The organism is Denitromonas halophila (genome assembly GCF_007625155.1).
Classification (GTDB): Bacteria; Pseudomonadota; Gammaproteobacteria; order Burkholderiales; family Rhodocyclaceae; genus Nitrogeniibacter; species Nitrogeniibacter halophilus.
On record NZ_VMNK01000002.1, the window covers coordinates 158,237 to 179,068 of the forward strand.

Annotated in this window: 24 protein-coding genes; 11 read left to right on the forward strand and 13 right to left on the reverse strand. The window is 64.7% G+C overall.

The window, feature by feature from the left end; genetic code table 11:
- Nucleotides 1-2: 2 nt before the first annotated feature.
- Nucleotides 3-947: a bifunctional riboflavin kinase/FAD synthetase gene (locus FHP91_RS01560; RefSeq protein WP_144307938.1), complete on the reverse strand. Its 945-nt coding sequence runs from the start codon at nt 945-947 to the stop codon at nt 3-5.
- 164 nt (nt 948-1,111) lie between these two features.
- Here FHP91_RS01560 and egtB point away from each other — a divergent pair, with 164 nt between their 5' ends.
- Together egtB and egtD are read left to right on the forward strand one after the other, a co-directional pair.
- Nucleotides 1,112-2,398 carry an ergothioneine biosynthesis protein EgtB gene (egtB, locus tag FHP91_RS01565; protein ID WP_144307939.1) on the forward strand — a complete coding sequence of 429 codons (1,287 nt, stop codon included), beginning with the start codon at nt 1,112-1,114 and terminating at the stop codon, nt 2,396-2,398.
- Nucleotides 2,395-3,366, forward strand: coding sequence for an L-histidine N(alpha)-methyltransferase (gene egtD / locus FHP91_RS01570; RefSeq protein ID WP_144307940.1), 972 nt, complete (start codon nt 2,395-2,397; stop codon nt 3,364-3,366). The genes egtB and egtD overlap by 4 nt, the downstream gene beginning before the upstream one ends.
- Here egtD and FHP91_RS01575 read toward each other — a convergent pair.
- Both FHP91_RS01575 and tsaE read right to left on the reverse strand, forming a co-directional pair.
- Nucleotides 3,359-4,684: an N-acetylmuramoyl-L-alanine amidase gene (locus FHP91_RS01575; protein ID WP_144307941.1), complete on the reverse strand. Its 1,326-nt coding sequence runs from the start codon at nt 4,682-4,684 to the stop codon at nt 3,359-3,361. The genes egtD and FHP91_RS01575 overlap by 8 nt on opposite strands.
- Nucleotides 4,648-5,154, reverse strand: coding sequence for a tRNA (adenosine(37)-N6)-threonylcarbamoyltransferase complex ATPase subunit type 1 TsaE (tsaE, locus tag FHP91_RS01580; RefSeq protein WP_144307942.1), 507 nt, complete (start codon nt 5,152-5,154; stop codon nt 4,648-4,650). The genes FHP91_RS01575 and tsaE overlap by 37 nt, the downstream gene beginning before the upstream one ends.
- Here tsaE and queG point away from each other — a divergent pair.
- Together queG and murI are read left to right on the forward strand one after the other, a co-directional pair.
- A complete protein-coding gene (queG, locus tag FHP91_RS01585) occupies nt 5,146-6,243 on the forward strand; it encodes a tRNA epoxyqueuosine(34) reductase QueG (RefSeq protein WP_246116188.1) in 1,098 nt (365 codons plus the stop codon). The two genes, tsaE and queG, sit on opposite strands and share 9 nt — an antisense overlap.
- Nucleotides 6,244-6,272: 29 nt before the next feature.
- Nucleotides 6,273-7,082: a glutamate racemase gene (gene murI / locus FHP91_RS01590; protein WP_144307944.1), complete on the forward strand. Its 810-nt coding sequence runs from the start codon at nt 6,273-6,275 to the stop codon at nt 7,080-7,082.
- 11 nt (nt 7,083-7,093) lie between these two features.
- On the opposite strand, the gene FHP91_RS01595 is transcribed toward murI, so the two are convergent.
- From FHP91_RS01595 to FHP91_RS01615, 5 genes are all read right to left on the reverse strand, one after another.
- Nucleotides 7,094-7,720 carry a hypothetical protein gene (locus FHP91_RS01595; protein ID WP_222105077.1) on the reverse strand — a complete coding sequence of 209 codons (627 nt, stop codon included), beginning with the start codon at nt 7,718-7,720 and terminating at the stop codon, nt 7,094-7,096.
- A 215-nt stretch (nt 7,721-7,935) separates the two neighbouring features.
- On the reverse strand, nt 7,936-8,319 hold the full coding sequence (locus tag FHP91_RS01600) for a DUF488 domain-containing protein (RefSeq protein ID WP_144179765.1): 384 nt from the start codon (nt 8,317-8,319) through the stop codon (nt 7,936-7,938).
- A 7-nt stretch (nt 8,320-8,326) separates the two neighbouring features.
- Nucleotides 8,327-9,178 (reverse strand): sulfurtransferase, encoded by an 852-nt coding sequence (locus FHP91_RS01605; protein ID WP_144307945.1) that lies wholly within the window; start codon nt 9,176-9,178, stop codon nt 8,327-8,329.
- Nucleotides 9,175-9,534 carry a SpoIIAA family protein gene (locus FHP91_RS01610; protein WP_144179767.1) on the reverse strand — a complete coding sequence of 120 codons (360 nt, stop codon included), beginning with the start codon at nt 9,532-9,534 and terminating at the stop codon, nt 9,175-9,177. Before FHP91_RS01610 ends, FHP91_RS01605 begins: the two co-directional genes overlap by 4 nt.
- A 58-nt stretch (nt 9,535-9,592) precedes the next feature.
- The gene (locus FHP91_RS01615) at nt 9,593-10,456 is read right to left on the reverse strand and encodes a DMT family transporter (RefSeq protein WP_144307946.1); all 864 of its coding nucleotides are present in this window, start codon (nt 10,454-10,456) and stop codon (nt 9,593-9,595) included.
- Between the two features lie 146 nt (nt 10,457-10,602).
- On the opposite strand from FHP91_RS01615, the gene FHP91_RS01620 reads away from it, so the two are divergent.
- The 4 genes from FHP91_RS01620 (at nt 10,603) to FHP91_RS01635 (ending at nt 14,690) form a co-directional block, all read left to right on the forward strand.
- Complete coding sequence (locus FHP91_RS01620) at nt 10,603-12,036, forward strand: DNA-3-methyladenine glycosylase 2 family protein (protein WP_144307947.1); 1,434 nt, start codon at nt 10,603-10,605, stop codon at nt 12,034-12,036.
- Nucleotides 12,033-12,503, forward strand: coding sequence for a methylated-DNA--[protein]-cysteine S-methyltransferase (locus FHP91_RS01625; RefSeq protein ID WP_144307948.1), 471 nt, complete (start codon nt 12,033-12,035; stop codon nt 12,501-12,503). Before FHP91_RS01620 ends, FHP91_RS01625 begins: the two co-directional genes overlap by 4 nt.
- Complete coding sequence (locus FHP91_RS01630; RefSeq protein WP_144307949.1) at nt 12,490-13,398, forward strand: DMT family transporter; 909 nt, start codon at nt 12,490-12,492, stop codon at nt 13,396-13,398. Before FHP91_RS01625 ends, FHP91_RS01630 begins: the two co-directional genes overlap by 14 nt.
- Before the next feature lie 170 nt (nt 13,399-13,568).
- A complete protein-coding gene (locus FHP91_RS01635) occupies nt 13,569-14,690 on the forward strand; it encodes a PEP-CTERM sorting domain-containing protein (RefSeq protein WP_186301411.1) in 1,122 nt (373 codons plus the stop codon).
- A 61-nt stretch (nt 14,691-14,751) separates the two neighbouring features.
- On the opposite strand, the gene FHP91_RS01640 is transcribed toward FHP91_RS01635, so the two are convergent.
- The gene (locus tag FHP91_RS01640; RefSeq protein WP_144307951.1) at nt 14,752-14,994 is read right to left on the reverse strand and encodes a hypothetical protein; all 243 of its coding nucleotides are present in this window, start codon (nt 14,992-14,994) and stop codon (nt 14,752-14,754) included.
- A gap of 168 nt (nt 14,995-15,162) precedes the next feature.
- Between FHP91_RS01640 and FHP91_RS01645 the strand changes: the two genes are divergently transcribed.
- Nucleotides 15,163-16,074, forward strand: a complete 912-nt coding sequence (locus FHP91_RS01645) for a glutaminase (protein ID WP_144307952.1) — start codon at nt 15,163-15,165, stop codon at nt 16,072-16,074.
- An 86-nt stretch (nt 16,075-16,160) separates the two neighbouring features.
- Nucleotides 16,161-17,201: a DnaJ C-terminal domain-containing protein gene (locus tag FHP91_RS01650; RefSeq protein WP_144307953.1), complete on the forward strand. Its 1,041-nt coding sequence runs from the start codon at nt 16,161-16,163 to the stop codon at nt 17,199-17,201.
- 77 nt (nt 17,202-17,278) lie between these two features.
- On the opposite strand, the gene FHP91_RS21395 is transcribed toward FHP91_RS01650, so the two are convergent.
- Entirely contained in the window at nt 17,279-18,088 is an 810-nt protein-coding gene (locus FHP91_RS21395; protein ID WP_144307954.1) for a PEP-CTERM sorting domain-containing protein, read from the reverse strand.
- A 458-nt stretch (nt 18,089-18,546) separates the two neighbouring features.
- Between FHP91_RS21395 and FHP91_RS01660 the strand changes: the two genes are divergently transcribed.
- Nucleotides 18,547-18,903, forward strand: a complete 357-nt coding sequence (locus FHP91_RS01660; protein WP_144307955.1) for a DUF1304 domain-containing protein — start codon at nt 18,547-18,549, stop codon at nt 18,901-18,903.
- 19 nt (nt 18,904-18,922) lie between these two features.
- Here FHP91_RS01660 and FHP91_RS01665 read toward each other — a convergent pair whose 3' ends face one another.
- The 3 genes from FHP91_RS01665 to FHP91_RS01675 all read right to left on the reverse strand — a co-directional run bounded on the left by FHP91_RS01665 (nt 18,923) and on the right by FHP91_RS01675 (nt 20,789).
- A complete protein-coding gene (locus FHP91_RS01665) occupies nt 18,923-19,561 on the reverse strand; it encodes a hypothetical protein (RefSeq protein ID WP_144307956.1) in 639 nt (212 codons plus the stop codon).
- A 169-nt stretch (nt 19,562-19,730) separates the two neighbouring features.
- The gene (locus FHP91_RS01670) at nt 19,731-20,192 is read right to left on the reverse strand and encodes a hypothetical protein (protein ID WP_144307957.1); all 462 of its coding nucleotides are present in this window, start codon (nt 20,190-20,192) and stop codon (nt 19,731-19,733) included.
- A 102-nt stretch (nt 20,193-20,294) separates the two neighbouring features.
- A complete protein-coding gene (locus FHP91_RS01675; RefSeq protein WP_222105079.1) occupies nt 20,295-20,789 on the reverse strand; it encodes a ribonuclease HI family protein in 495 nt (164 codons plus the stop codon).
- Nucleotides 20,790-20,832: the final 43 nt, after the last annotated feature.

Below are 20,832 nucleotides of genomic sequence, written 5' to 3' on the forward strand. Positions count from 1 at the left end.
TTTTAGCGTGAGGTATCGAGCGAATTGTGAGAGAGCCAGGCGCGGGCAGCGTCGGCGTCGAGTGCAATCTGAGCGGTCAGCGCGTCGAAGGAATCGAATTTCTGTTCGTCGCGCAGCTTGTGCAGAAAATGCACCCGCAAATGCGCACCGTAGCAGTCCTGATCGAAGTCGAACAGATGCACTTCCAGCGTCGGCCGGCCGGCGCTGTTGACCGTGGGGCGCACACCCACGCTGGCCACGGCCGGGCGTAGCGCATTGCCCAGGCCTTCGACCGCGACGGCATACACGCCGGAGAGCGGCGGGCGGCGGCCCTTGAGCTGGATGTTGGCGGTCGGGTAGCCCAGGGTGCGGCCGATCTGGTCGCCATGGACGACACGCCCGGCAATGCTGTAGGGGCGGCCGAGCAGTTGCGCCGCGCGGGCCAGTTCGCCACCTGCCAGTGCGGCGCGCACGGCCGAACTGGAGACGCGTTCGTCGTCGCAAGCGTGGGTTGGCATGGCTTCGACCATGAAGCCGAGGCGTTCGCCGGTGGCTTTGAGCATCGCGAAGTCGCCCTTGCGGCCGGCGCCAAAGCGGAAGTCGTCGCCGATGATCAGATGGCGCACCTTGAGGTTGCGCACCAGCACGGTTTCGATGAAGTCTTCAGCCGTAAACGCGGCGAAGCGCGCGTTGAAACGGATGATGCGGGTGATATCGACGCCGGCGGAGGACAGCAGCAGCAGCTTCTCGCGCAGGGAGGCCAGACGCGCAGGCGCCTGCGCAGGCGCAAAATACTCGCGCGGATGGGGCTCGAAGGTGAGCACCACTGCCGGCAAGCCAAGTGCCTGAGCCTTGTCCGTAAGAAGGCGGAGCAGGGCCTGATGTCCGCGGTGGATGCCGTCGAAGTTGCCGATGGTCAGTACCGAGGCCGTCGTAGCCTGTTCCGCGTCGCCGCGTGTAACCTGCATAAGCGCCTGAAAAAAGCGGCAATTATAGCCTCAAGGCGCCGATTTTCGGACGTTTGGTGCGCCGCCGCAAGGGTGCGCGGCGTGAACGGCGCACCGATACGCGTGCTTGACCATGGCATCCGCATTTGGTTTGCTGAGGGCTGGGACGCCGAGAGGGCCATGCGATGAATGACCGGGCAAGCATCAATCAGGCGCCACAGCAGCGGCGTGAAGACTGGGCCGAGGCCTACATGCGGGTGCGCGCGGCGAGCGAAGCCTTGTGCGCGCCCTTGTGCATCGAAGACTATGGCGTGCAGAGCGCCGATTTCGCCAGCCCGCCCAAATGGCATCTGGCGCATGTGAGCTGGTTTTTCGAAACCTTCCTGCTCGAACCCTATCTGCCGGGGTATGCGATCTTTGATCCGGCGTTCCGCACGCTGTTCAATTCCTATTACGAACAGGTCGGCGAATTCCATCCGCGGGCCGAGCGCGGGCATTTGTCGCGCCCGACGGTTGAGGCGGTGTATCGCTATCGGGCGCATGTGGATGCCGCCATGCGCGCGTTGATTGGGGGCGCGGACGAGGCGCAGTGGCCGGCGATCGAAACGCGGCTGGCGATCGGGCTGAACCACGAGCAACAGCATCAGGAGTTGTTGCTCACCGACATCAAGCAGCACTTTTCGGTCAATCCGCTGCGTCCGGCCTACCGCAGCGATCTGGCCACGCCGCGGCAGGGCGATGCGCTGCCGCTGGCCTGGCAGGGATTCGAAGGCGGCTTGATTGGCAGTGGCTTTGATGGCGAGGGCTTTTGCTACGACAACGAGCGCCCGCGTCACCGCGTGTTTCTCACACCCTTCTCGCTGGCTAGCCGTCCGGTGACCAATGCCGAATACCTCGCCTTCGTCGATGCTGGCGGCTACCGCAATCCCGCGCTATGGCTGTCCGATGGCTGGGCCACGGTGCAGCGCCTGGGTTGGGGCGGCCCCCGCTATTGGGAGCGCATTGGCGGTGACTGGCATGAATTCACGCTGGGCGGCATGCGCAAGCTCGATCTCAACGCGCCGGTCTCGCATGTGAGTCATTTTGAAGCCGACGCCTACGCGACCTGGGCCGGTGCGCGGCTGCCGACCGAGGCCGAATGGGAGCATGCGGCGGGGGCCGTGCCCAACGAAGGCAACTTTGTTGATGCCGATCTACTGCATCCGCAAACCGCGGTGGGCGAGGGGCTGGTGCAGCTGTTTGGTGATGTGTGGGAGCACACCGCCTCGGCTTACCTCGCGTACCCCGGCTATCGCGTGCCGGAGGGCGCGCTGGGCGAATACAACGGCAAGTTCATGTCCGGGCAGATGGTCTTGCGCGGCGGGTCGTGTGCCACGCCAGCCGGGCATGTGCGCGGCACCTACCGTAATTTCTTCTACCCGCAGGAGCGCTGGCAGTTTCAGGGCATCCGCCTCGCGCAGGACCTCACATGAGCGCACTCCCCAATTTCGAACTCCACGACCTGAAGCCCGCCGTGGCCGATTTCCGGCGAGAGGTGCTGGCCGGCCTGGCTGCATCGCCACGGCGCATCGCGCCCAAGTTTTTCTACGATGCCGCGGGCTCGCACTTGTTCGACGCCATCACCCGGCAGCCCGAGTACTACCCGACCCGCACCGAGATCGGCCTGCTGCGCGCCCATGGGGTGGAGATCGCCGAGCGGCTGGGCCGGCAGGCCGCGCTGATCGAACTCGGCAGCGGCAGTGACATCAAGATCCGCTGTTTGCTGGATGCTTTGCGACCGGCGGAATACCTGCCGCTCGATATCTCGCTGGACCATCTGCGCGACTCGGCCTCGGGCATCGCGCGCGACTATCCGCAGGTTCGGGTGCGCGCAACCTGTGTCGATTACACCCGCGAATTTCCGCTGCCGCCGATCGCACCCGAGGCGCACCGGGTGGTGTTCTATCCGGGCTCCAGCGTGGGCAATTTTGAGCCGGCCGATGTGCGTGACTTGTTGCGTTGGGTCGCCGGCATGGTTGGACCGGGCGGGCGGCTGCTGATTGGCGTCGATTTAAAGAAAGACCTGGCGCGGCTGAATGCGGCCTACAACGACGCAGCTGGCGTGACCGCTGCCTTCAATTGCAATGTATTGACGCGCATGGCCAAGGAGTTGGATGCGCAGTTGAACGTTGAAGATTTTGGGCATCACGCCTTCTACAACGAGGCGCTGGGGCGTATCGAAATGCACCTGCGCGCGCAACGCGCGACGTGCATCGAGATTGCCGGACAGCGCTTCGATTTTGCCGAAGGCGAAGGCATCCACACTGAAAATTCCTACAAGTACAGCGAGGAAGAATTCGGCGCCTTGGCGGCGAGCGTGGGTTTTGTGACCGAGCAGGTGTGGTGCGACGCTGAACGGTTGTTCAGCGTGCACTGTCTGCGCGTGGGCGCGCTCAGTTGAGCTGGGCGATGCGGGTGCGGGTCAGCGGCGGGTTGTCGTCGAAGTAGCGCCGGATGCCTTTCAGGATGGCGTTGGCCATTTTGTCCTGATAGGCGTGGTCGTTGAGGCGGCGCTCTTCTTCCGGGTTGCTGATGAAGGCGGTCTCGACCAGCACCGAGGGGATGTCCGGCGCCTTGAGTACGGCAAAGCCGGCATGTTCGACATCGCGCTTGTGCAGCGTGTTGATGTCACCCAGCTCGGCCAGCACGGCCTTGCCGACTTTCATGCTGTCGTTGATCGTGGCGGTTTGCGACAGATCGAGCAGGGTGCGCGCCAGATGGCCGTCCTGACCGCCGATGGCCACGCCACCGATCAGGTCGGCGTTGTTCTCGCGCTTGGCCAGCCAGCGGGCGGCCGCACTCGAGGCGCCGCGTTCGGAAAGCACGAACACCGAACTGCCGCGCGCATCGGGTTTGACGAAGGCGTCGGCATGGATCGACAGGAACAGGTCGGCCTTGACCGCACGCGCTTTTTGCACGCGCTTGTGCAGCGGCACAAAGTAGTCGCCGTCGCGGGTCAGCACGGCGCGCATGCCGGGTTCGGCGTCGATGCGCTTCTTGAGCAGGCGCGCGATCTTGAGCGTAACGTTCTTTTCGTAGCTGCCACGACGGCCCACGGCGCCGGGGTCTTCACCGCCATGGCCAGGGTCGATGGCGACCGTCACCAGACGGTTCATCTGACGCTCACCGGCCGGGTCACGGCGCTCGGTGTGCTTGGCGGTTTGCACGTCGGCGCCATCGCGGGTCGGGGTCGGCGCTTCGCCAACGGCCGCTTCGGTGGGGGAGTTCTTTTCGATCAGCGCCAGCAGTGGGTCGATCGGCTGAGTCGGGTACAGATCGACTACCAACCGATGACCATAGGCACCCACTGGCTGCAGCGTGAAGACCTGCGGATTGATTTCCTGCTTGAGTTCGACCACCACGCGCACCACGCCCGGGCGGTTGCGGCCGGCACGGATGAGCTGAATGTACGGGTCGTTACCGGTCACGTTGTCGGGCAGGTGCTTGAGCACGCTGTCGAATTCCACGCCTTCGAGGTCGACGACCAGACGGTCCGGATTTTTCAGGACCATCTGCGATGCTTTGATTTCGTTGTGCGATTCGAGCGTGATGCGGGTGTAGTCTTCGGCCGGCCAGATGCGTACGGCCACAAGTCGGGGCGCGGCGTGGCCGAGCGGGGTGACCAACATGGCAAAGCTGGCGCTGGCCGCTTTGAGAAAGTGGCGGCGTGCGGTGGGCTGCCCTACTGGGCTGGGCGCTTCGCTATTTTTATTGCGCATTGTCGTCCCGTGTCCGTCAGAGGGCGAATGATTGCTTCGCGCCCGTCACCGTCAATTGCCAGCCTGATCTCGATGTCCGCCGGGCTGACATACGGCTCGGCTTTTTGGGGCCATTCGACCAGACAGACGCCCTGAGCTGAAAAATATTCTTCGAGTCCTGCATCCAGAAATTCTTCTGGTGAAGTGAACCGATAAAAATCAAAGTGATATAAGTCTAATCTAGAAACTACATAAGGTTCAATCAAGGTGTATGTGGGGCTTTTCACGCTGCCGGTGTGACCGAGGCCTCTGAGCAGGCCACGCACCAGCGTGGTTTTGCCCGCGCCGAGATCGCCTAGCAGGTAAATCACCAGCCCCGGGGCTATCGCCGGCGCCAGTGCGGCGCCCAAGGCGAGGGTGTCGGTTTCATCAGCCAGATGCGTGTGCAGGCTGGGGTCGCTATCATCCGGGCTATGAACAAAATGGATCATCAGGAGGTCTCCGGGGCGGTGGGCGAGGCGTTCGACGTCGATGCACTCGCGGCGCGAATTCGCGCGTGGGGCCTGGGGTTTGGCTTCGGCGAGGTCGGCATCACAGGCACTGAATTGCCGGGCGCGGAAGCGGGTCTGCAGGCCTGGCTTGCGGCGGGTTTTCACGGCGAGATGGATTATATGGCCAAACACGGCCTGCGCCGTTGCCGCCCCGCCGAGCTGGTGCCGGGCACGTTGCGGGTGATCACCGCACGGCTCGACTACTGGCCCGAGTCGGCCGACGCCGACGCGGCGCTGAACGACCCCGAGCGCGCCTATATATCGCGCTACGCGCTTGGGCGCGACTATCACAAAGTGTTGCGTTTACGCCTCAAAAAGCTGGCCGAACGCATCGCGGAGGAGGTGCCGCACGGGTTTCGCGTGTTCACCGACTCCGCGCCGGTGACCGAAGTGGCGCTGGCCACCGAGTCCGGCATCGGCTGGCGCGGCAAGCACACGCTGCTGATCAGCCGCGAGGCCGGTTCCTTCTTTTTCTTGGGCGAAATTTTTACCGACCTGCCGCTGCCGGTCGACCCGCCGGTGAGCGACCACTGCGGTGACTGCACCGCCTGCATCACCGTCTGTCCGACCCAGGCCATCGTCGCGCCTTACAAGCTCGATGCGCGGCGCTGCATCTCTTACCTGACCATCGAATTGCACGGCGCGATTCCGGCCGAGTTTCGCCCGCTGATCGGCAACCGGGTGTATGGCTGCGATGATTGCCAGCTGGTGTGCCCGTGGAACCGATTCGCGCAGCGCACCGCCGAAGCGGATTTTGCCGTGCGCAACGGGCTCGATGCCGCCTCGCTGGTCGAACTGTTCGCCTGGACCGCTGACGACTTCGAGTCGCGTATGCCGGGCAGCCCGATCTACCGCATCGGCCATGAGCGCTGGCTGCGCAATCTCGCCGTCGGCCTGGGCAACGCGCCGAGCATGCCGGCGGTGCTGGGGGCGCTGCAGGCCCGCGCGGAGGATCCGTCCGAACTGGTGCGCGAACATGTCGCCTGGGCGCTGGCGCAACACGCCGACCGCAGCCCGCCATCGGCGTAGAATGGCCGCTTTTTCGCCCGACCGTCGTCATGCCTGCTGACCGTTCCCTGCCCATTGGTGTATTCGATTCCGGCGTCGGCGGGTTGACCGTGGTGCGCGCGCTGATGGAGCGCCTGCCGCTCGAAAACATCGTCTACTTCGGCGACACTGCCCGCGTGCCCTACGGCATCAAGTCGGTTGCCACCATCGGCCACTATACCGAGCAGATCACCGACTTTTTGATGGCGCGCGGCGTCAAGATGCTCATCGTCGCATGCAACACCATGGCCGCGGTGGCTGGCGATGTGGTGCGCAAAAAGGCGGGTGATGTGCCGGTGCTGGACGTGATCGACGCCGGTGCACAGGCCGCGGTGGCCGGCTCGACAGGTCGCGCCATCGGCGTCATCGGTACGCCCACCACCATCAACTCCAACGCCTACGCCCGACGCATGCATGCGCTCGACCCCAGCGTGCGTGTCTATTCGCAGGCCTGTCCGCTATTCGTGCCGCTGGTCGAAGAGGGCTGGCTCGACCACCCGGTCACCCGCATGACCGCGCTCGAATACCTCAAGCCGGTGCTCGCCGAGCATGTGGACTCGCTGGTGCTCGGCTGCACCCACTACCCCTTGCTCAAACCGCTGCTGATGGACGTGGCCGGCCCAGGTGTGCGGCTGGTCGACTCCGCCATTACGGTTGCCGAACAAGCTGCGCAGACGCTAGTCCGGTTGAAGCTGGCCAACGCTGGCGAGCAGCACTCGTCCGCGCAGTTCTGCGTGACCGATATCCCGCTGCGGTTTCAGACCATTGGGGAGCGGTTTCTGGGGCGCTCGCTCGGCCAGATCGAACGTATCGAGTGGTAGGTGCGTCGCCGTTAGTTCACCGCAAAGCAATAAAACAGGCCGTCGCCGCCAGTGCCCTGCAAATCGCTCTGACTGCAGCCGCGCGAGCCGTGTGAGCTGTTCCACGACTTTGACGGTGCGTCGTCGCGCAAACCGATACGGTCGTGGTGGCCAACGATGGCACTGCCGGCGCCGCTGCTTGTCCAGTCGTTACAGGTTTTGCCCGCCGCCAGTGTGCCGTCCGGGTTCGAGCCGGTCAGGATGTCGTGACGGTTGGGCGTGTCGCCCCGCCCGTTGATGACCTCGCCGGTTTCGGTCAGCGCGGTCTGCTTGGTCAGCCCGTTCTGGTCGCTGTGCAAGTCGGCCACGCTGCTCGCAATGCGCTCACCTTTGGCGTTGGCCCACGGGCCCTTTCCAATGCGGTCGCGCGCATTTACCCCGGTGCTGCTCAGGTAGGCATGCCATGTTTTGTTACCGGCGCCGGCAGCGGCGGCAAGCTTTTGGCAGTGCGCATCCGCGCCGGTCAGACCGCCCAGGTTTGCCCCTTGCCCGGGTCCGGCGCTGGTGACGAAAAAGCTCATCCCGCCGTGTCCGCCCATGGTGCTGCAGCCGGCCAGTAAAACCGTGCCGAGTAGTGCGAGTGTGGTCTTGTGATTCATGCTCGTCTCCTTCCGGTCGGCGCGCGAAGCCCGCACGCGGGCGACAGCAACGGGTTTCTGGCTGCTGTGAGAATGGGGTTGTCATTCAGGTATAGAACATCGGTGGGGTGAGAGATATTCCCTGCGCGTTGCCCGAAGGCTGCGAAACAGAATCAGCGCGTCGTCGCGCGATCAAGCCGTCCCCACCGGGGTTTCGTCTACAGCCTGCCCGTGGTCTAGATGGCTGCGCCGTTTTCCTTCAGGAGATCGCGTAGCACCGAGCGGTGGCAGTGCAATTCGTTCTCGCAATAGCAACCGACCGAGAAGTTGCTCTGGTGCGAGAGCGTTGCAAGCAGTGCGAGGGCATGGGCGGCCGAGGGCTCGCGCATTTCTGAGCGGTACTTTTTCTTGAACGCCGACCATTCTGCGTCGGTCTTTGCCGCCTGGCCGAGTTTCATGGTGTCGCCGCTTGGCGCCAGTACCGGGAACCACACATCATAGAAATTGCGTGAGGCGAACTCGGTCTTGGGCACGCCGCGAGGCGGGCGGCGGACCGTGCCGATGCGGGTGCCTTCGTCCGGTGCGCGGTCGGTGCCGAGGCGAACGACTCTGATGGTCATTGATGTCTCAGGTGCCTGTCGCGATGGCGCGCCCTGCATCCGCACACCATTCACTCCACGACCCCGGATACAGCCGCCCGCCAGACAGCCCGGCGATTTCCATCGCCAGCAGGTTGTGGCAGGCGGTGACGCCGGAGCCGCATTGGTGCACGACCTGTTGCGGGTCGCGGCCGGCGACGAGTGAGGTGAATTCCCTGCGTAGTTGTTCGGCTGACTTGAAGCGGCCGTCGGGGCCGAGGTTGTCTTTGAAGAAGCGGTTGATTGCGCCGGGGATGTGGCCGCCGACCGGGTCAATGGTTTCGTTCTCGCCGCGGAAGCGGTCGGGGCTGCGCGCGTCGATGAGCAGCATGGCGTCGCCGCCCTTGTGGCTGTCGACATAGCTCGCGTCAACGGCGAGCGGCCGAAGTTCGGCGTCGAAGCGGGTGGCCGTGGGGGTGACCTCTTTCTGACTGAGCAGTCCGTTGGCCGAGCACCAGGCCTGGAAGCCGCCGTCGAGTACCGCGACGTTGCGATGGCCGAGCCAGTTGAGCAGCCACCACAGGCGGGCCGCGTACATGCCGCCGCCGTCGTCATAGGCAACGACCTGGCTGTCGCGGTTGATGCCGATCTCACCCAGACGTTGCGCCAGGGCGACCGGATCGGGCAGGGGGTGCCGGCCGTTCTTGCCCGTGCGCGGGCCGGACAGCTCATCGTCCATGTGCAAAAAATGGGCGCAGGGGATGTGGCCTTTGGTGTAAGCGGCGCGGCCGAAGTCGGGGTTGCCGAGGTCATGCCGGCAGTCGACCACCACCCAGCCGGGCGCCTGCAATTGGTGGATCAGGCGCTCGGGGGTGATGAGTGTGCGCAGCGGCTCGGTCATGCGACGGTTTCCGCGTCGGTCAGCCAGGCGCGGGCGTTGAGTTCATCCGTGAAGACCTGTACATCGGCGTCAACAAACATCTGCGACACCCAGGCACTCCAGGTGGCCCATTGGTCTTCGGTGATGACGGCGATCTTGCCGAAATCGTGTTTGTGCTCACGGCTGTAGCGGATTTCTTCCCAGGCCACGTCGATGGTGAAGCCGCTCATCTCGCGCAGGTCGATCAGCAGATTGACCGGACCCTCGAACTTGATCTTGTAATTGACCAGCTCTTCGAACTCTTTGTAGTCCGCGAGGGTGAATTCGCCGAAGACGGCGATAGCGACGAGTCCGTCGGAGTGCTCTTTGGTGATCATGCCATGCTCCTTTTGGGCAGAAGGCCTGTCTCTACTATAACGACCGGCCGGTGGGGCTTCAATCGCGGTGTGATGCGGCGGGGGCCGGTGCGCGGGCGCGGGTGATGAGCATGCCGCTGACCACGATCATGCCAATGCCCAGCCACGCCGCGGCCGGCAGCACTTCGCCCCACAACACCACGCCGAACAGGCTGGCGAATATCACCGTCGAATAGGCCAGATTGGCCGCGACAATGGTGGCGCCAACGCGATAGGCGCGGGTCATGGCCAGTTGGGCGGCCGTGCCAAACACGCCAATGCCCAGCACCAGCGCGGCGCCCGTGGCATCAGGCGCGGTAAAGCCGTCGCTGGCCAACACGAAGGGCAGGGCGCCCAGGCAGGTGACACACGAAAAGCAAAACACCGTGCGCGACTCCGGCTCGCCCGCGCGGCCGAGTTCTCGCACATTGATGTAGGCGAGGCTGGCGATCAGGCCCGAGGCCAGCCCGGCCACGGCGCCCAGCCATTGCTCCGGGGCGATGGTGGGGCGCAGCAGCACGACCACACCGAGAAAACCGAGTGCTACGGCGCCGATGGCCAGCGCGCGCAGCGGCTCGCGAAACCACAGGGCGAGCAGCAGTGCGACAAAAATGGGTGAGGTGTAATTAAGCGTGACTGCCGCGGCCAACGGCAGCAGGCTGATCGCAAAAAAGTAGCAGCCCAGCGCAATCGAGCCCGCCACGGCGCGGGTGAGCTGTAATCGCCAGTGCCGGGTGCGAAAAGGCGTGCCCCGGCTGCGCATGAACACCGCCATGAACAGCAAGCCGGCCAGACCGCGGTAAAAGGTCAGCTCGGCAATGCCGAAGCGGTCCGCGCCGAGCTTGACGCATACGCCCATGCAGGCGAACAGCAAACTGGCGAGGATCATCCAAAAGGCGGGCATGGCATGGCGCGGTGCAACACAAAAACGCATTGAACCACAGGCCTTGCGTCACCGACAGGACGGTGCGCCGCGGCCCGGACAGTTTTGTCTGATTCCATGTCCGATGTGTTCGTGCCCGATGCGTCCGGGCTGACCATAATGCAGGCATGGAACTCGATCCCGACCGCTGCTATGACGCTTTTACCACCCATGATGCCCGCTTTGATGGCCGGGTGTTCGTGGGTGTGAGCTCGACCGGCATCTACTGTCGGCCGGTGTGCCGGGTGCGCACGCCGCGGCGAACCGTGTGCAGTTTTTATGTGAGCGCGGCGGCCGCCGAGGCCGCTGGCTTTCGCCCTTGCCTGCGCTGCCGGCCCGAGCTGGCGCCGGGGTTGTCGGCCATGGACGCGAGCGCCACGCTGGCGCACGCCGCGGCTGGCCTGATCGATGCGCACCTGGCGGACGATTTGTCGGTAACGTCGCTGGCCGGCAAGGTTGGCATCACCGATCGCCATCTGCGCCGCCTGTTTCGTGAACAATTTGGGGTCGCGCCGGCAGACTATCTGCGTACCCGCCGCCTGTTGCTGGCCAAGCGCCTGCTCACCGACACAGCGCTGCCCGTTACCGAGGTGGCGGCGGCCGCCGGCTTCGGCAGCTTGCGGGCACTCGAATCGGCCTTTCAGCGCAACTACCGCATGGTGCCGTCTGCGCTGCGTGGCAAGGTGCGGCAGATGGCGGGCGATGGCCTGCATTTCACGTTGGCTTACCGGCCGCCCTTCGATTTTGCGCGGCTGATCGACTTCCTTGCCGGGCGCACCATCCTTGGCGTGGAGCAGGTGGCCGATGGCGAATACCGTCGCACCGTCCGGCTCGATGGGCACCGCGGCTGGCTGCGGGTGCGCCCCGGCAAAACCGCGCTTGAGGTGACGCTGTCTCCGACCTTGTCGGCCGTGGTGCCCGCGGTGCTGGCAGGCGTGCGGCGGCTGTTCGACCTTGATGCCGATCCGTTGGCCGTGCTGCAAGCGCTCGGCCCGTTGTCCGAGGCCCGCCCCGGCTTGCGCCTGCCGGGCGCCTTCGACGGCATCGAGATGGCGGTGCGCGCGGTGCTCGGCCAGCAGATCACGGTCAAGGCCGCACGTACCCTGGCCGGGCGTTTTGCCGCGGCTTTTGGCGAGCCGATCGAGACGCCCTGGGCGGAGTTGAACACCGGCTTCCCCAGCGCCGAGCGTATCGCCGAACTCAGCATCTCGCAGATTGCCGAGCGCGGTGTCATCAGCCGGCGCGCAGAAGTCATCATCGCGCTCGCCGCGGGGGTGGCCGAGGGGCGGCTGATGCTCTCACCCGGCGCGCCAGTGCAGGAGACCATCGCCCAGCTTCAGGCCTTGCCCGGCATCGGCCCCTGGACGGCGCACTACATCGCCATGCGCGCGCTGGCCTGGCCGGACGCCTACCCCGACGGCGACTACGGCGTGCGCGCCGCGCTGGGCATGTGCAGCACCCGCGAGGCACGCCTCCAGGCCGAAGCCTGGCGGCCGTGGCGGGCCTACGCGGTCATGCATTTATGGGCTTCGCTGGGCGAAGCCGAGGAGACACCATCATGAACACCCCGCACTACGGATTGCGCTTTGATACTTCGCTCGGCGTATGCCAGGTGCGCGCCTGCGACGCCGGACTGCTCCGCGTTTGCTTTGACGAGGCGGCGTGCGATCTGCCGGCCAACGCGCTATGCCACGAGGCGGCGCGGCAAGTCGGCGCCTATCTGGGCGGCGAATTGAGTGTCTTCGACCTGCCGCTGGCGCCGCAAGGCACGCCATTCCAGCAGGCGGTGTGGTCTGCCTTGCTGGCACTGCCCTACGGCGCGACCACGCACTACGGTGCGCTGGCGGCTTCACTGGGCCGACCGACCGCCGCCCGCGCCATCGGTGCCGCCGTGGGCAAGAACCCGATTTGGCTGATCATCCCCTGTCATCGCGTCATCGGCCGCGACGGCTCACTCACCGGCTACGCTGGCGGCCTGCCGCGCAAGCGCGCGCTGCTGGATCTGGAGGCCGCGCATGCGACCGCGTGACACGTTTGATCTGTTCGTGCTGGCCGCGCTATGGGGCGCCAGCTTTCTGTTCATGCGTCAGGCTGCGCCCGAGTTCGGCCCGGTCGGGCTGATCTTCATCCGCGTACTGTTCGCCGCGCTGTTTCTGCTGCCGATCATCGTCTGGCGCGGTCAGTGGCGCGAACTCATTCAACATGCCTGGCCGCTGACCGTGATCGGCATCCTCAACTCGGCGCTGCCCTTCGTGTTGATCGCCTGGGCGTTGCTCTCGCTCACCGCCGGCTTCGCTTCCATCGTGAACGCCACCGCGCCACTGTGGGCGGCCGTGGTGGCGTGGTTGTGGTTTGGTGAACGGCTCACCAAATGGCGCGCGGCCGGTCTGGCGATCGGTTTCATCGGCGTGGGCGTGCTGGTGTCGGGCAAGGCCGGCTTTCATGGTGAGCACATCGCGCTGTCGGTGGTGGCCGGCCTGCTCGCCACGCTGTCGTATGGCGTGTCGGCCAACTACACCAAGCGATACCTCACAGGTGTGTCCTCGCTCGCGATCGCCACCGGCGGTCAGACGGCTGCGTCCATTGCGCTCGCGCCCCTGGCCTGGTGGCTATGGCCCAGCGGCCCGATCAGCCTCGGCGCCTGGGGCGCCGCTGCGGTGCTGGCCGTGGCCTGCACGGCTGTTGCCTACATTCTGTACTTCCGCCTCATCGCCAACATCGGCCCGGCCCGCGCCATCGCCGTCACCTTTCTGATTCCCGCCTTCGGCATGGGCTGGGGCGTGCTGATCCTCGACGAAGCCCTCGGCCTGCGTATGCTCGCCGGCGCCGGGGTGATCCTGGCCGGCACCTCGCTGGCGACCGGTTTGGTCGATGGCGAGAAGCTGCGGCGCTGGGCGGTGAAACTGGGCTTGCGGACGGCGTGAGGTGCCGCGGATTCGGTGGCGGGAATGTTGCTGTTGGTTAGCTTTATGGCATAGTCGTTTGGAATTGTTGTGTGCTAACCTTCTGGGGTTTTCTGCTTCCTGTGGGGTTGGCGATGAATGTGTTGTGTGCGGCGAGGCCGCTGCCTGCGATTGGGCGTGTCGGACTGTGTGTGAGCGTGTTGTCCATTTGCCTGGCGGCCCCGGTGGCGTCGGCTGCGGTGAGCTACACAGTCACGCCGATTGCGAGTGGCTTTATCGCCACCGATATCAATGACACCGGATGGGTCGCTGGAACAACTACGGCGTCTAATTATCGAGCGTCTTTGTGGTCTTCCGGTAGCGGCATGCTGGATCTCGGCCAGCTCGTTGGGGCGACGCCCGACTCGATGGCGCTGGGGATCAACAACGAGAATCGGGTGGTGGGCGCCGGGGTCTCCGGAAGCACTCGCATTCCCCGCACCGATCTCGAGTGGACTGATGATGCCTTCCAGTGGACGCGTGATACTGGCATGCAGTACCTGAACACATCCAGTCCTCAGGTGAGCAGTCTGGCGGCGGCGATCAACGATCAGAATCAAATAGCGGGCACCGTTAATCGTGCCGGTACGCAGGTCGCGGCCATGACCACACCCGACGGCACTCAGCGATTGCTTGGTACGCTGACCGGCGGGTCGGACTACAGCGGCTGGACGGGGTTTAGCTCGGCGGCGGCGATCAATGCGGGCGGCGATGTCGTCGGGACAAGCCGCTCAGTTGCGGGTGGCAACCATGCGTTTTTGTGGACCGAAGCCGGCGGCATGCAAGACCTCGGCTTTCTGCCGGGTGCCTACGAAAACAGTCGTGCGACCGGCATCAACGACGCGCGTCAGGTGATCGGATGGAACCAGGGTGACGATTGCTGGTGTGCTTTTCTGTGGTCGGCAACTGACGGAATGCAGAGTCTCGGGCATTTGTCTGGCGCTGCCACAGGTTACGAGAGCAGTTTCGCTTCGGATATCAACAATGCGGGACAGGTGATCGGTTGGTCTTACGTCGGCGATGTCGCGCATGCGATGCGATGGACCGAAACTGCTGGCATGCAGGATCTGAATGCTTTGATTGATCCGGCCGAAGGCTGGGTGCTGAGCAGCGCCAACGGCATCAACGAAAAGGGGCAAATCGTTGGTACGGGTCTGTTGAATGGGCAAAGCTACGGTTTCGTGTTGAGCCCGGTGCCAGAGCCTGCCACTTGGGCCATGATGCTCGGCGGGCTGGGTGTGTTGTTTCGGCGTCGCCGGAGATTCGACGTTTGAGGCGCACTGTTCGGTAAAAGAAGGGCCGCGCAAGGCGGCCCTGATCCAGCATTTGGGGGAATCACATCCCAAGCACTTTCATGGCCTTGGCGAGTGTGTCGACGGATTCCTGATGCTTGCCGGCCTTGTGCAGGGTTTCGCCTTCGGCGCGCCAGGTTTTGACCTGTGCCATTTGTTCCGCCGTGAGTTGCGGGTTTTTGGACATGGCCTCGTCAATTTTCTTCATGTCGGCGGGACAGTGAAATGCCCAGGCGGCGGTGGAGAGGGCAAAGAGCGTTGCGGCCAGTACGGTTTTGATTTTCATGATGTCTCCTTGGGGGCGCAGCCTGGGGCCACGTTAATACCAAGCTAGTCGTTGCGGTGGGCTGGTGCCAGAACAAAAAAGTAAGTTTGATTGTGTGCTTCGTCTGGCTGCGTCCCGGCGTTCAGGCGCTACACTGCGCGCAACGGCGATGCCATCAAGGAGTGATGTGTGGATTATCAATCGGTGCTCGACGCGATCGTCGACGAGGTCGAACCTCTGGTCGGTGAGGGCAAGGTGGCGGATTACATTCCGGCGCTGGCGCGGGTGCCGGTCGAGCGATTCGGGATCGCGTTGTACACGGTGGACGGCGAGGTGGCGCTGGCGGGCGATGCGCTGGAGGCGTTTTCGATACAGAGCGTGTCCAAGGTGTTCAGCCTCACGCTGGCGTTGAAAAAGGTCGGCGAACAGCTGTGGCTTCGCCTTGGCCGCGAGCCCTCCGGTGATCCGTTCAATTCCTTGATGCAGCTGGAGGTTGAACAGGGTAAGGCACGTAACCCGTTCATCAACGCGGGGGCGATTTGCGTGGCCGATCAGTTGATGTCCTTGAGCGATGACCCCAAGGCGGAGTTGCTGGATCTGGTCAGCACGCTGTGCGGCGAGTCGGTCGCCTTCGACCCCGAGGTGGCTGAGTCGGAGCGGGCGACCGGTTTTCGCAATGCCGCGCTGGCCAATTTCATGAAGAGCTTCGGCAAGATCGACAACGACGTGGATCGGGTGCTGGACGTGTATTTCAACCAGTGTTCAATCGCCATGAACTGCGTTCAGATGGCGCGTGCCATGGCCTATCTGGCCAACGCGGGCGTGCAGCCGGTGGGTGGGCGCGAGATCGTCACGCCGCGCCAGGCGCGGCGAATCAACGCGCTGATGCTCACTTGCGGTACCTACGATGCGGCGGGTGAGTTTGCATTTTTGATCGGGCTGCCCTGCAAGAGTGGCGTGGGCGGCGGCATCGTGGCGGTGGTGCCGGGCGAGTTGGCCTTGTGTGTGTGGTCGCCCGGACTGGGCAGCACGGGCAACTCGGTGGTGGGCATGCGTGCCCTGGAATTGTTTGTGGCGAAAACGGGCTTGTCGGTGTTCTGAGCGAGCCCGCGTGCATTCGCCCAGATCGGGCTGGCAACAGGTAGACTTGCTGCCTTGCCTCCGTTCAGTGTCACGATCCATCACCCATGTCACCTGCCAGCCGTGCCGATGCTTTTGCAGTTCTCGATCTCGCCCCCGGCGCCTTGCCGGCCGAGATCAAGCGCGCATTCCGCCGCCTGGCCATGCAGTGGCATCCGGATCGCAACAACGGTCACGGTGCGGCGGAGCGTTTCCGGCAGATCAAGGCGGCGCACGATTATCTGGTGCGGGGCAGCGATGAAGACGACGAGGTAACGCCCGCGGCCGACGCTGAAAGCGCACCCGTGCGGGGTCCGGATCAGCACGAAACCCTGTGGCTGGATATCGAAGAGGCCATTTTTGGCGGCGTGCATGTGCTGGAGCTCGAACGCCCCGAAACCTGTGGTGAGTGCGCCGGCACCGGGCGGGTCACATTGGCCTCGTCGCGCATGTGCAGCTGCTGCCGCGGCAGTGGACGGGTGCGTAGCAAGACGGGGCTCGACCATTGCGATGCCTGCGGCGGCCGGGGCTACAGTGCCGAGGCGACCTGCGACACCTGCGCCGGGTCGGGCGAAACACGCTCGGGGCGCAAGGTGCGTGTGACTGTGCCGGCCGGTATGTGGCCGGGGCGGCGTCTGCGCCTGGCGGGCAAGGCTGCGGCGGTGGGTGATTTGCCGCCGGGCGACTTGTTGCTGCAGAGCCAGTTGCGGCTTCATGGCTTGTTTTCCCTGCGCGGAGACGCGCTGGAAGTGACTGTGCCAGTGCCTTTGTTTGATTTGTTGGCCGGCAGTGCGGTGGCGGTGCCAGTGCCGGGCGGCGAGACCGAGATGGTGAGCGTAACGGCGGGCACTGCCAGCGAAACCCGGCACACGCTGGTCGGTCACGGGCTGCCTTTGCGCAGCGGCGGGCGCGGTGATTTGAGCGTACTGCTGCAACCGGTGCTGCCCGAAAAACTTGGCAAGACCGATCTTGACGCCTTGCGTGTACTGCAGGCCACTTTGGCCGGGCGTGAATCCCGTCTCTATCCGGATCTGACCGCGTGGCGGGCGCAGTGGCTCAGGGCGGAGCCAAAGAAAGGCGGTCGCAAGTCACGTAAAACACGTTCTTGAAACCGCCGCTCGGGCGGATATGCAAAAACACCGGATCGGCCGTGAGGCGTTCCGGTGTTTTTTTGGTGGAGGCAGGCTTATCGACGACGGTGCGCGATCAAGCCCATCAGGCCGAGGCCGGCCAGCAGCATGGCGTAGGACTCAGGCTCGGGCACGGCAGCCGCGATGCCGTAGTTGATGCCGGCGATGGAGTGGAGCGAGACGCTGGGTGCAGCAGCCATGGCAAAGCTGGTGGTGTTGCTGAAGTCTGCAATGCCACCGTTGGTGGCATTGACTGAAAAGCTGGCGATGATGCCGTAGGTCTTGCCATATTCGAAATCGAAGCTGGACTGGAAGCTGTCATCCACGGTCACCAATTGGCGGCCGCTGATGCTGCGAGTGTCGGCGGCAAGCAGCAAGGGGTTGGACAGGCTGTAGCTGCCGTTGACATCGGTCACGTCGTAGAGCGCGATGTTCAGGTCGTAGCCGGCATTACCGACGCTGGTGCCGGTGAGGGTGCCGGTCAGGAGCGCGGTGAGACTCGCCGTGCCCATGCCGCTGCCGCCCGAGAACGTGATGAAGTCGGTCAGGCTGGCGGTGGCCAGGGCATTTGCCGTACCGATGCTGCCGCTTGTGGTGGGGTAAGTGGTGCCGGCAAAGGCGGACAGCGCCGTGTTGTCGAGCTTGGCGCGGGCTTCGAATCCATAGCCATTCTTGTCTGCGGCGACTGAAACCAGGTCTCCGAGCGTGTCTGACTCTGTCATGTCGAGTTGGCTCGACTTGGGGCCTTGCGTGTAGCTATAACCACCGGATGCAGTGCTGGTGAGCTCCACCGTAGGCAGCGCCCATGCCGACGGTGCGGCGATGGCGAAGCTGATGGCGAGAATGGTGAGTGGGGGTGAATGCATAGTGCGTCTCCTGGAGACAAGGGAAGTCGGGCATTTGTGTTCAATGCCACGTTGAAACGATCAGCCTGTGCAGGTATATCACCGCATCAGTCAGCAAAGACATTGTCATCGATTGGAAATTGAAACGGAATATTTGTAAGCGCCGTCGGCTTGCACCTGGCTTGCCGCTCCTGCCGGATCCGACCGGGGTAGCCGCGGTTTGGCTGCGTCGAGGCTGAAGGCCTTGCCGATAAAGAGAGACACGCGTCGGACGTCACATCAATTACCAGTCGAGATGCCAGCGTGGCACGGTCTGTGCCGTACGCCGGCGCGGATGATGTCCTGTCACAAATGATGAGCGAGTGATGGTCATACGGGCGGGGGCGCGTGCTGCTTGCACTTTGCGTCGAGGGCTGCTGCGTTACACTCCGCGCTTAGGCCGACGTCCGGCGCCGGGCGCCAGTCCTCGAGAGGTGTACATGGCTACGCTCAGTTCGATTGTCACCGCGCTCGTCGCGCTGATCCACGTCTATATACTGGTGCTCGAGATGTTTCTGTGGGACAAGCCTGCGGGCTTGCGGGCGTTTGGCCTGACGCTGGACGCGGCGCGAGCGTCCAAAGTGTTGGCCGCGAATCAGGGGCTGTACAACGGCTTTCTCGCCGCCGGCCTGATCTGGGGGCTCAGCCTTGGGGCGGAAGGCGGGCCGGTGAAAGTCTTCTTTCTGCTCTGTGTGCTGATCGCCGGGGTGTATGGCGCGGCCACGGCAAGCAAGAAAATCCTCTATGTGCAGGCGCTGCCCGCAGCGCTTGGGCTGGTATTGCTGGCGCTCGCGTAGTCGCCACGGCCAGCGTTGCTTACGGGCAGGCTCGCATCCGGCTTTCGACTTCGCGGTAAGACGCAGGCGAGTCGATACTGGCGTGCGCCGCGCCAACGCCGGCGTCCAGTCGTGCCAGTAAGGGCGCGACTCGCGCCTTGATCTGCACTGACAGGCCGCGCTGCATGGCCTGCCGGGAGGCAAAGTACAGCGGCTTGGGCGGCCCCTGACGGAGGCGGGTTTCGATCAGGCGGGCGCCGGCCCGGTAGTGATTGCGCCAGATCGCCACATGTTGCTGCTCGTGCGCGCCGACCACGCGGCGCTGGCACGCCGTTGTCAGTTCGCGCGCCAGCGAGACGGTCATCTCCGAAAACCCCAGATGCAGCGTGATGTCCGGTGCGGCACAGACTCGCCCGTCGGTGTCGACAAGCGCCCGGGCGGTCACTTCCAGCCGGCTCTGCGGTGTGGCATGGGTGACGCCGAGCACGCTGTGATTCCGGCTCGCGGCCGCGCCTGAGCGACGCCCGAGTGCGGTGGTGTCGTGGCGATTGTCATACGCGACGGGGTGGTCCTCGAACACCACGCGCACGCTCGCGGCCGCGGCCAGGGCGTTGCAGCGTGCGGCGAAGTCGGGGGAGGTGGCGCTCGCGGGCAGGGGCGTCAGACAGACGACCACCATCGCGCATCGCACCAGCGTCGCGGGAAGTCGTAGAAGCGCTTGCCGTGAGAGACGGCCGGACAGTGGCATGTGATGGGCCGGTGCGGGGGAGGCCTCGATCTTAGCGGAATCGGGTCGAGGCGGCGTGACACGAAAGACGGCGAAACGGTCTGCCCGGCGGTGCCGATGCTTAGTCCGCCGAGGGCGCGCTGTCTTTTCCGAGGTGTTGCACAAACAGCACGTCGCACTGATGCGTCGCGCAGTCGCGATAGAAGCGCTTGAGTTGCAGGAACTGGCGGGCAATGTTGCCTTTGTCAGTGGCCGCGGCGATATCACGACGGCTGATGGCTTTGGCAAGCGCGCCGGGGGCGACGGCGTCGATGCGATCGGCGAGGTCAGGCAAACGATAGGCGGGGATGTAGCGCGCCGCCGCGGTTTTGGGAATGGTCAGCGGCTGGACGCCAATGGCGTCAGGCAGGGCGAGGCGCTCGCACAGGGCTGCCAGGCTGTCGCCGGCGTCGGTGAGGTCGAGTTGTGCTTTGGCCGCAACGGCATGGGTACCGCTCACAAATTGCGCCAGATCGTCGCGCGTGCGAATACGGTTCCCGAAGGCTTTGGGCGGCAGGGCATGGAAGACGCCACGGATGGTCACGGTGAGTATCCCCCGGTAAAAACCCGTAGTTTAGTGGTAGTGACGCGATGGCGTGCGTGCCGAATTCCACTGGCGGGCACACTTGTGCGTTGGCGGGCGTGCTCAGGCGTTGCGTCTACGCTTGGCGGGTCGGGCTTTGCCGGGGCGTGGCGCCGGCTTGTGGGGGAGGCCGAGCGCGGCGCGGGAGAGCCGGTCGGCTGTCTGGTTGCGATGCCGGGGGATCCAGCGGAATTCGACATGCGCGAAGCGGCTCGCCCAGTCTTGCACCTGAGCGATCAGCGCGACCAGCCGTGGTACGGCGGTGTGGTCCAGGCCCGCTCCGTGGCGCACCGCGAAGTCGCTGTCGCCGGTGAGGATGAGGTGTCGGGCGCCAGCGGCGTGTGCGTGGGTGAGCGCGAGGCAGACCGCCTGAAGCTCCGCTTCGTTGCTGCAGCCGGTGCCGTCGCCGCGGGTCGAGAACTCGGTTTGCGCGCCGTCGGGCGATTGCAGCACCACGCCAAGGCCGAGTTTGCCGGGGTTGGGCGCGGCGGAGCCGTCGAACCAGGCGTGCCAACAGGCGGGCGAGTCGGAGGTGTCAGGCGTTGGATCAGCGGGCACTGCGGTGGCTCGGTGGGCGGGGTGAGCGCTCATCTTGCCACCG

Bases quoted from the DNA above. Each gene is read 5' to 3' on its own strand.
- murI (WP_144307944.1), top strand. From the start codon at position 6,273: ATGCCTGCTGACCGTTCCCTGCCCATTGGTGTATTCGATTCCGGCGTC.
- egtB (WP_144307939.1), top strand. From the start codon at position 1,112: ATGAATGACCGGGCAAGCATCAATCAGGCGCCACAGCAGCGGCGTGAA.
- FHP91_RS01605 (WP_144307945.1), bottom strand. From the start codon at position 9,178: ATGACCGAGCCGCTGCGCACACTCATCACCCCCGAGCGCCTGATCCAC.
- FHP91_RS01665 (WP_144307956.1), bottom strand. From the start codon at position 19,561: ATGGTGGTCGTCTGTCTGACGCCCCTGCCCGCGAGCGCCACCTCCCCC.
- FHP91_RS01610 (WP_144179767.1), bottom strand. From the start codon at position 9,534: ATGATCACCAAAGAGCACTCCGACGGACTCGTCGCTATCGCCGTCTTC.
- queG (WP_246116188.1), top strand. From the start codon at position 5,146: ATGGATCATCAGGAGGTCTCCGGGGCGGTGGGCGAGGCGTTCGACGTC.
- FHP91_RS01640 (WP_144307951.1), bottom strand. From the start codon at position 14,994: ATGAAAATCAAAACCGTACTGGCCGCAACGCTCTTTGCCCTCTCCACC.
- egtD (WP_144307940.1), top strand. From the start codon at position 2,395: ATGAGCGCACTCCCCAATTTCGAACTCCACGACCTGAAGCCCGCCGTG.
- tsaE (WP_144307942.1), bottom strand. From the start codon at position 5,154: ATGATCCATTTTGTTCATAGCCCGGATGATAGCGACCCCAGCCTGCAC.
- FHP91_RS01560 (WP_144307938.1), bottom strand. From the start codon at position 947: ATGCAGGTTACACGCGGCGACGCGGAACAGGCTACGACGGCCTCGGTA.
- FHP91_RS01660 (WP_144307955.1), top strand. From the start codon at position 18,547: ATGGCTACGCTCAGTTCGATTGTCACCGCGCTCGTCGCGCTGATCCAC.
- FHP91_RS01595 (WP_222105077.1), bottom strand. From the start codon at position 7,720: ATGAATCACAAGACCACACTCGCACTACTCGGCACGGTTTTACTGGCC.
- FHP91_RS01600 (WP_144179765.1), bottom strand. From the start codon at position 8,319: ATGACCATCAGAGTCGTTCGCCTCGGCACCGACCGCGCACCGGACGAA.
- FHP91_RS01575 (WP_144307941.1), bottom strand. From the start codon at position 4,684: ATGCGCAATAAAAATAGCGAAGCGCCCAGCCCAGTAGGGCAGCCCACC.
- FHP91_RS01615 (WP_144307946.1), bottom strand. From the start codon at position 10,456: ATGCCCGCCTTTTGGATGATCCTCGCCAGTTTGCTGTTCGCCTGCATG.
- FHP91_RS01650 (WP_144307953.1), top strand. From the start codon at position 16,161: ATGTCACCTGCCAGCCGTGCCGATGCTTTTGCAGTTCTCGATCTCGCC.
- FHP91_RS01630 (WP_144307949.1), top strand. From the start codon at position 12,490: ATGCGACCGCGTGACACGTTTGATCTGTTCGTGCTGGCCGCGCTATGG.
- FHP91_RS21395 (WP_144307954.1), bottom strand. From the start codon at position 18,088: ATGCATTCACCCCCACTCACCATTCTCGCCATCAGCTTCGCCATCGCC.
- FHP91_RS01625 (WP_144307948.1), top strand. From the start codon at position 12,033: ATGAACACCCCGCACTACGGATTGCGCTTTGATACTTCGCTCGGCGTA.
- FHP91_RS01620 (WP_144307947.1), top strand. From the start codon at position 10,603: ATGGAACTCGATCCCGACCGCTGCTATGACGCTTTTACCACCCATGAT.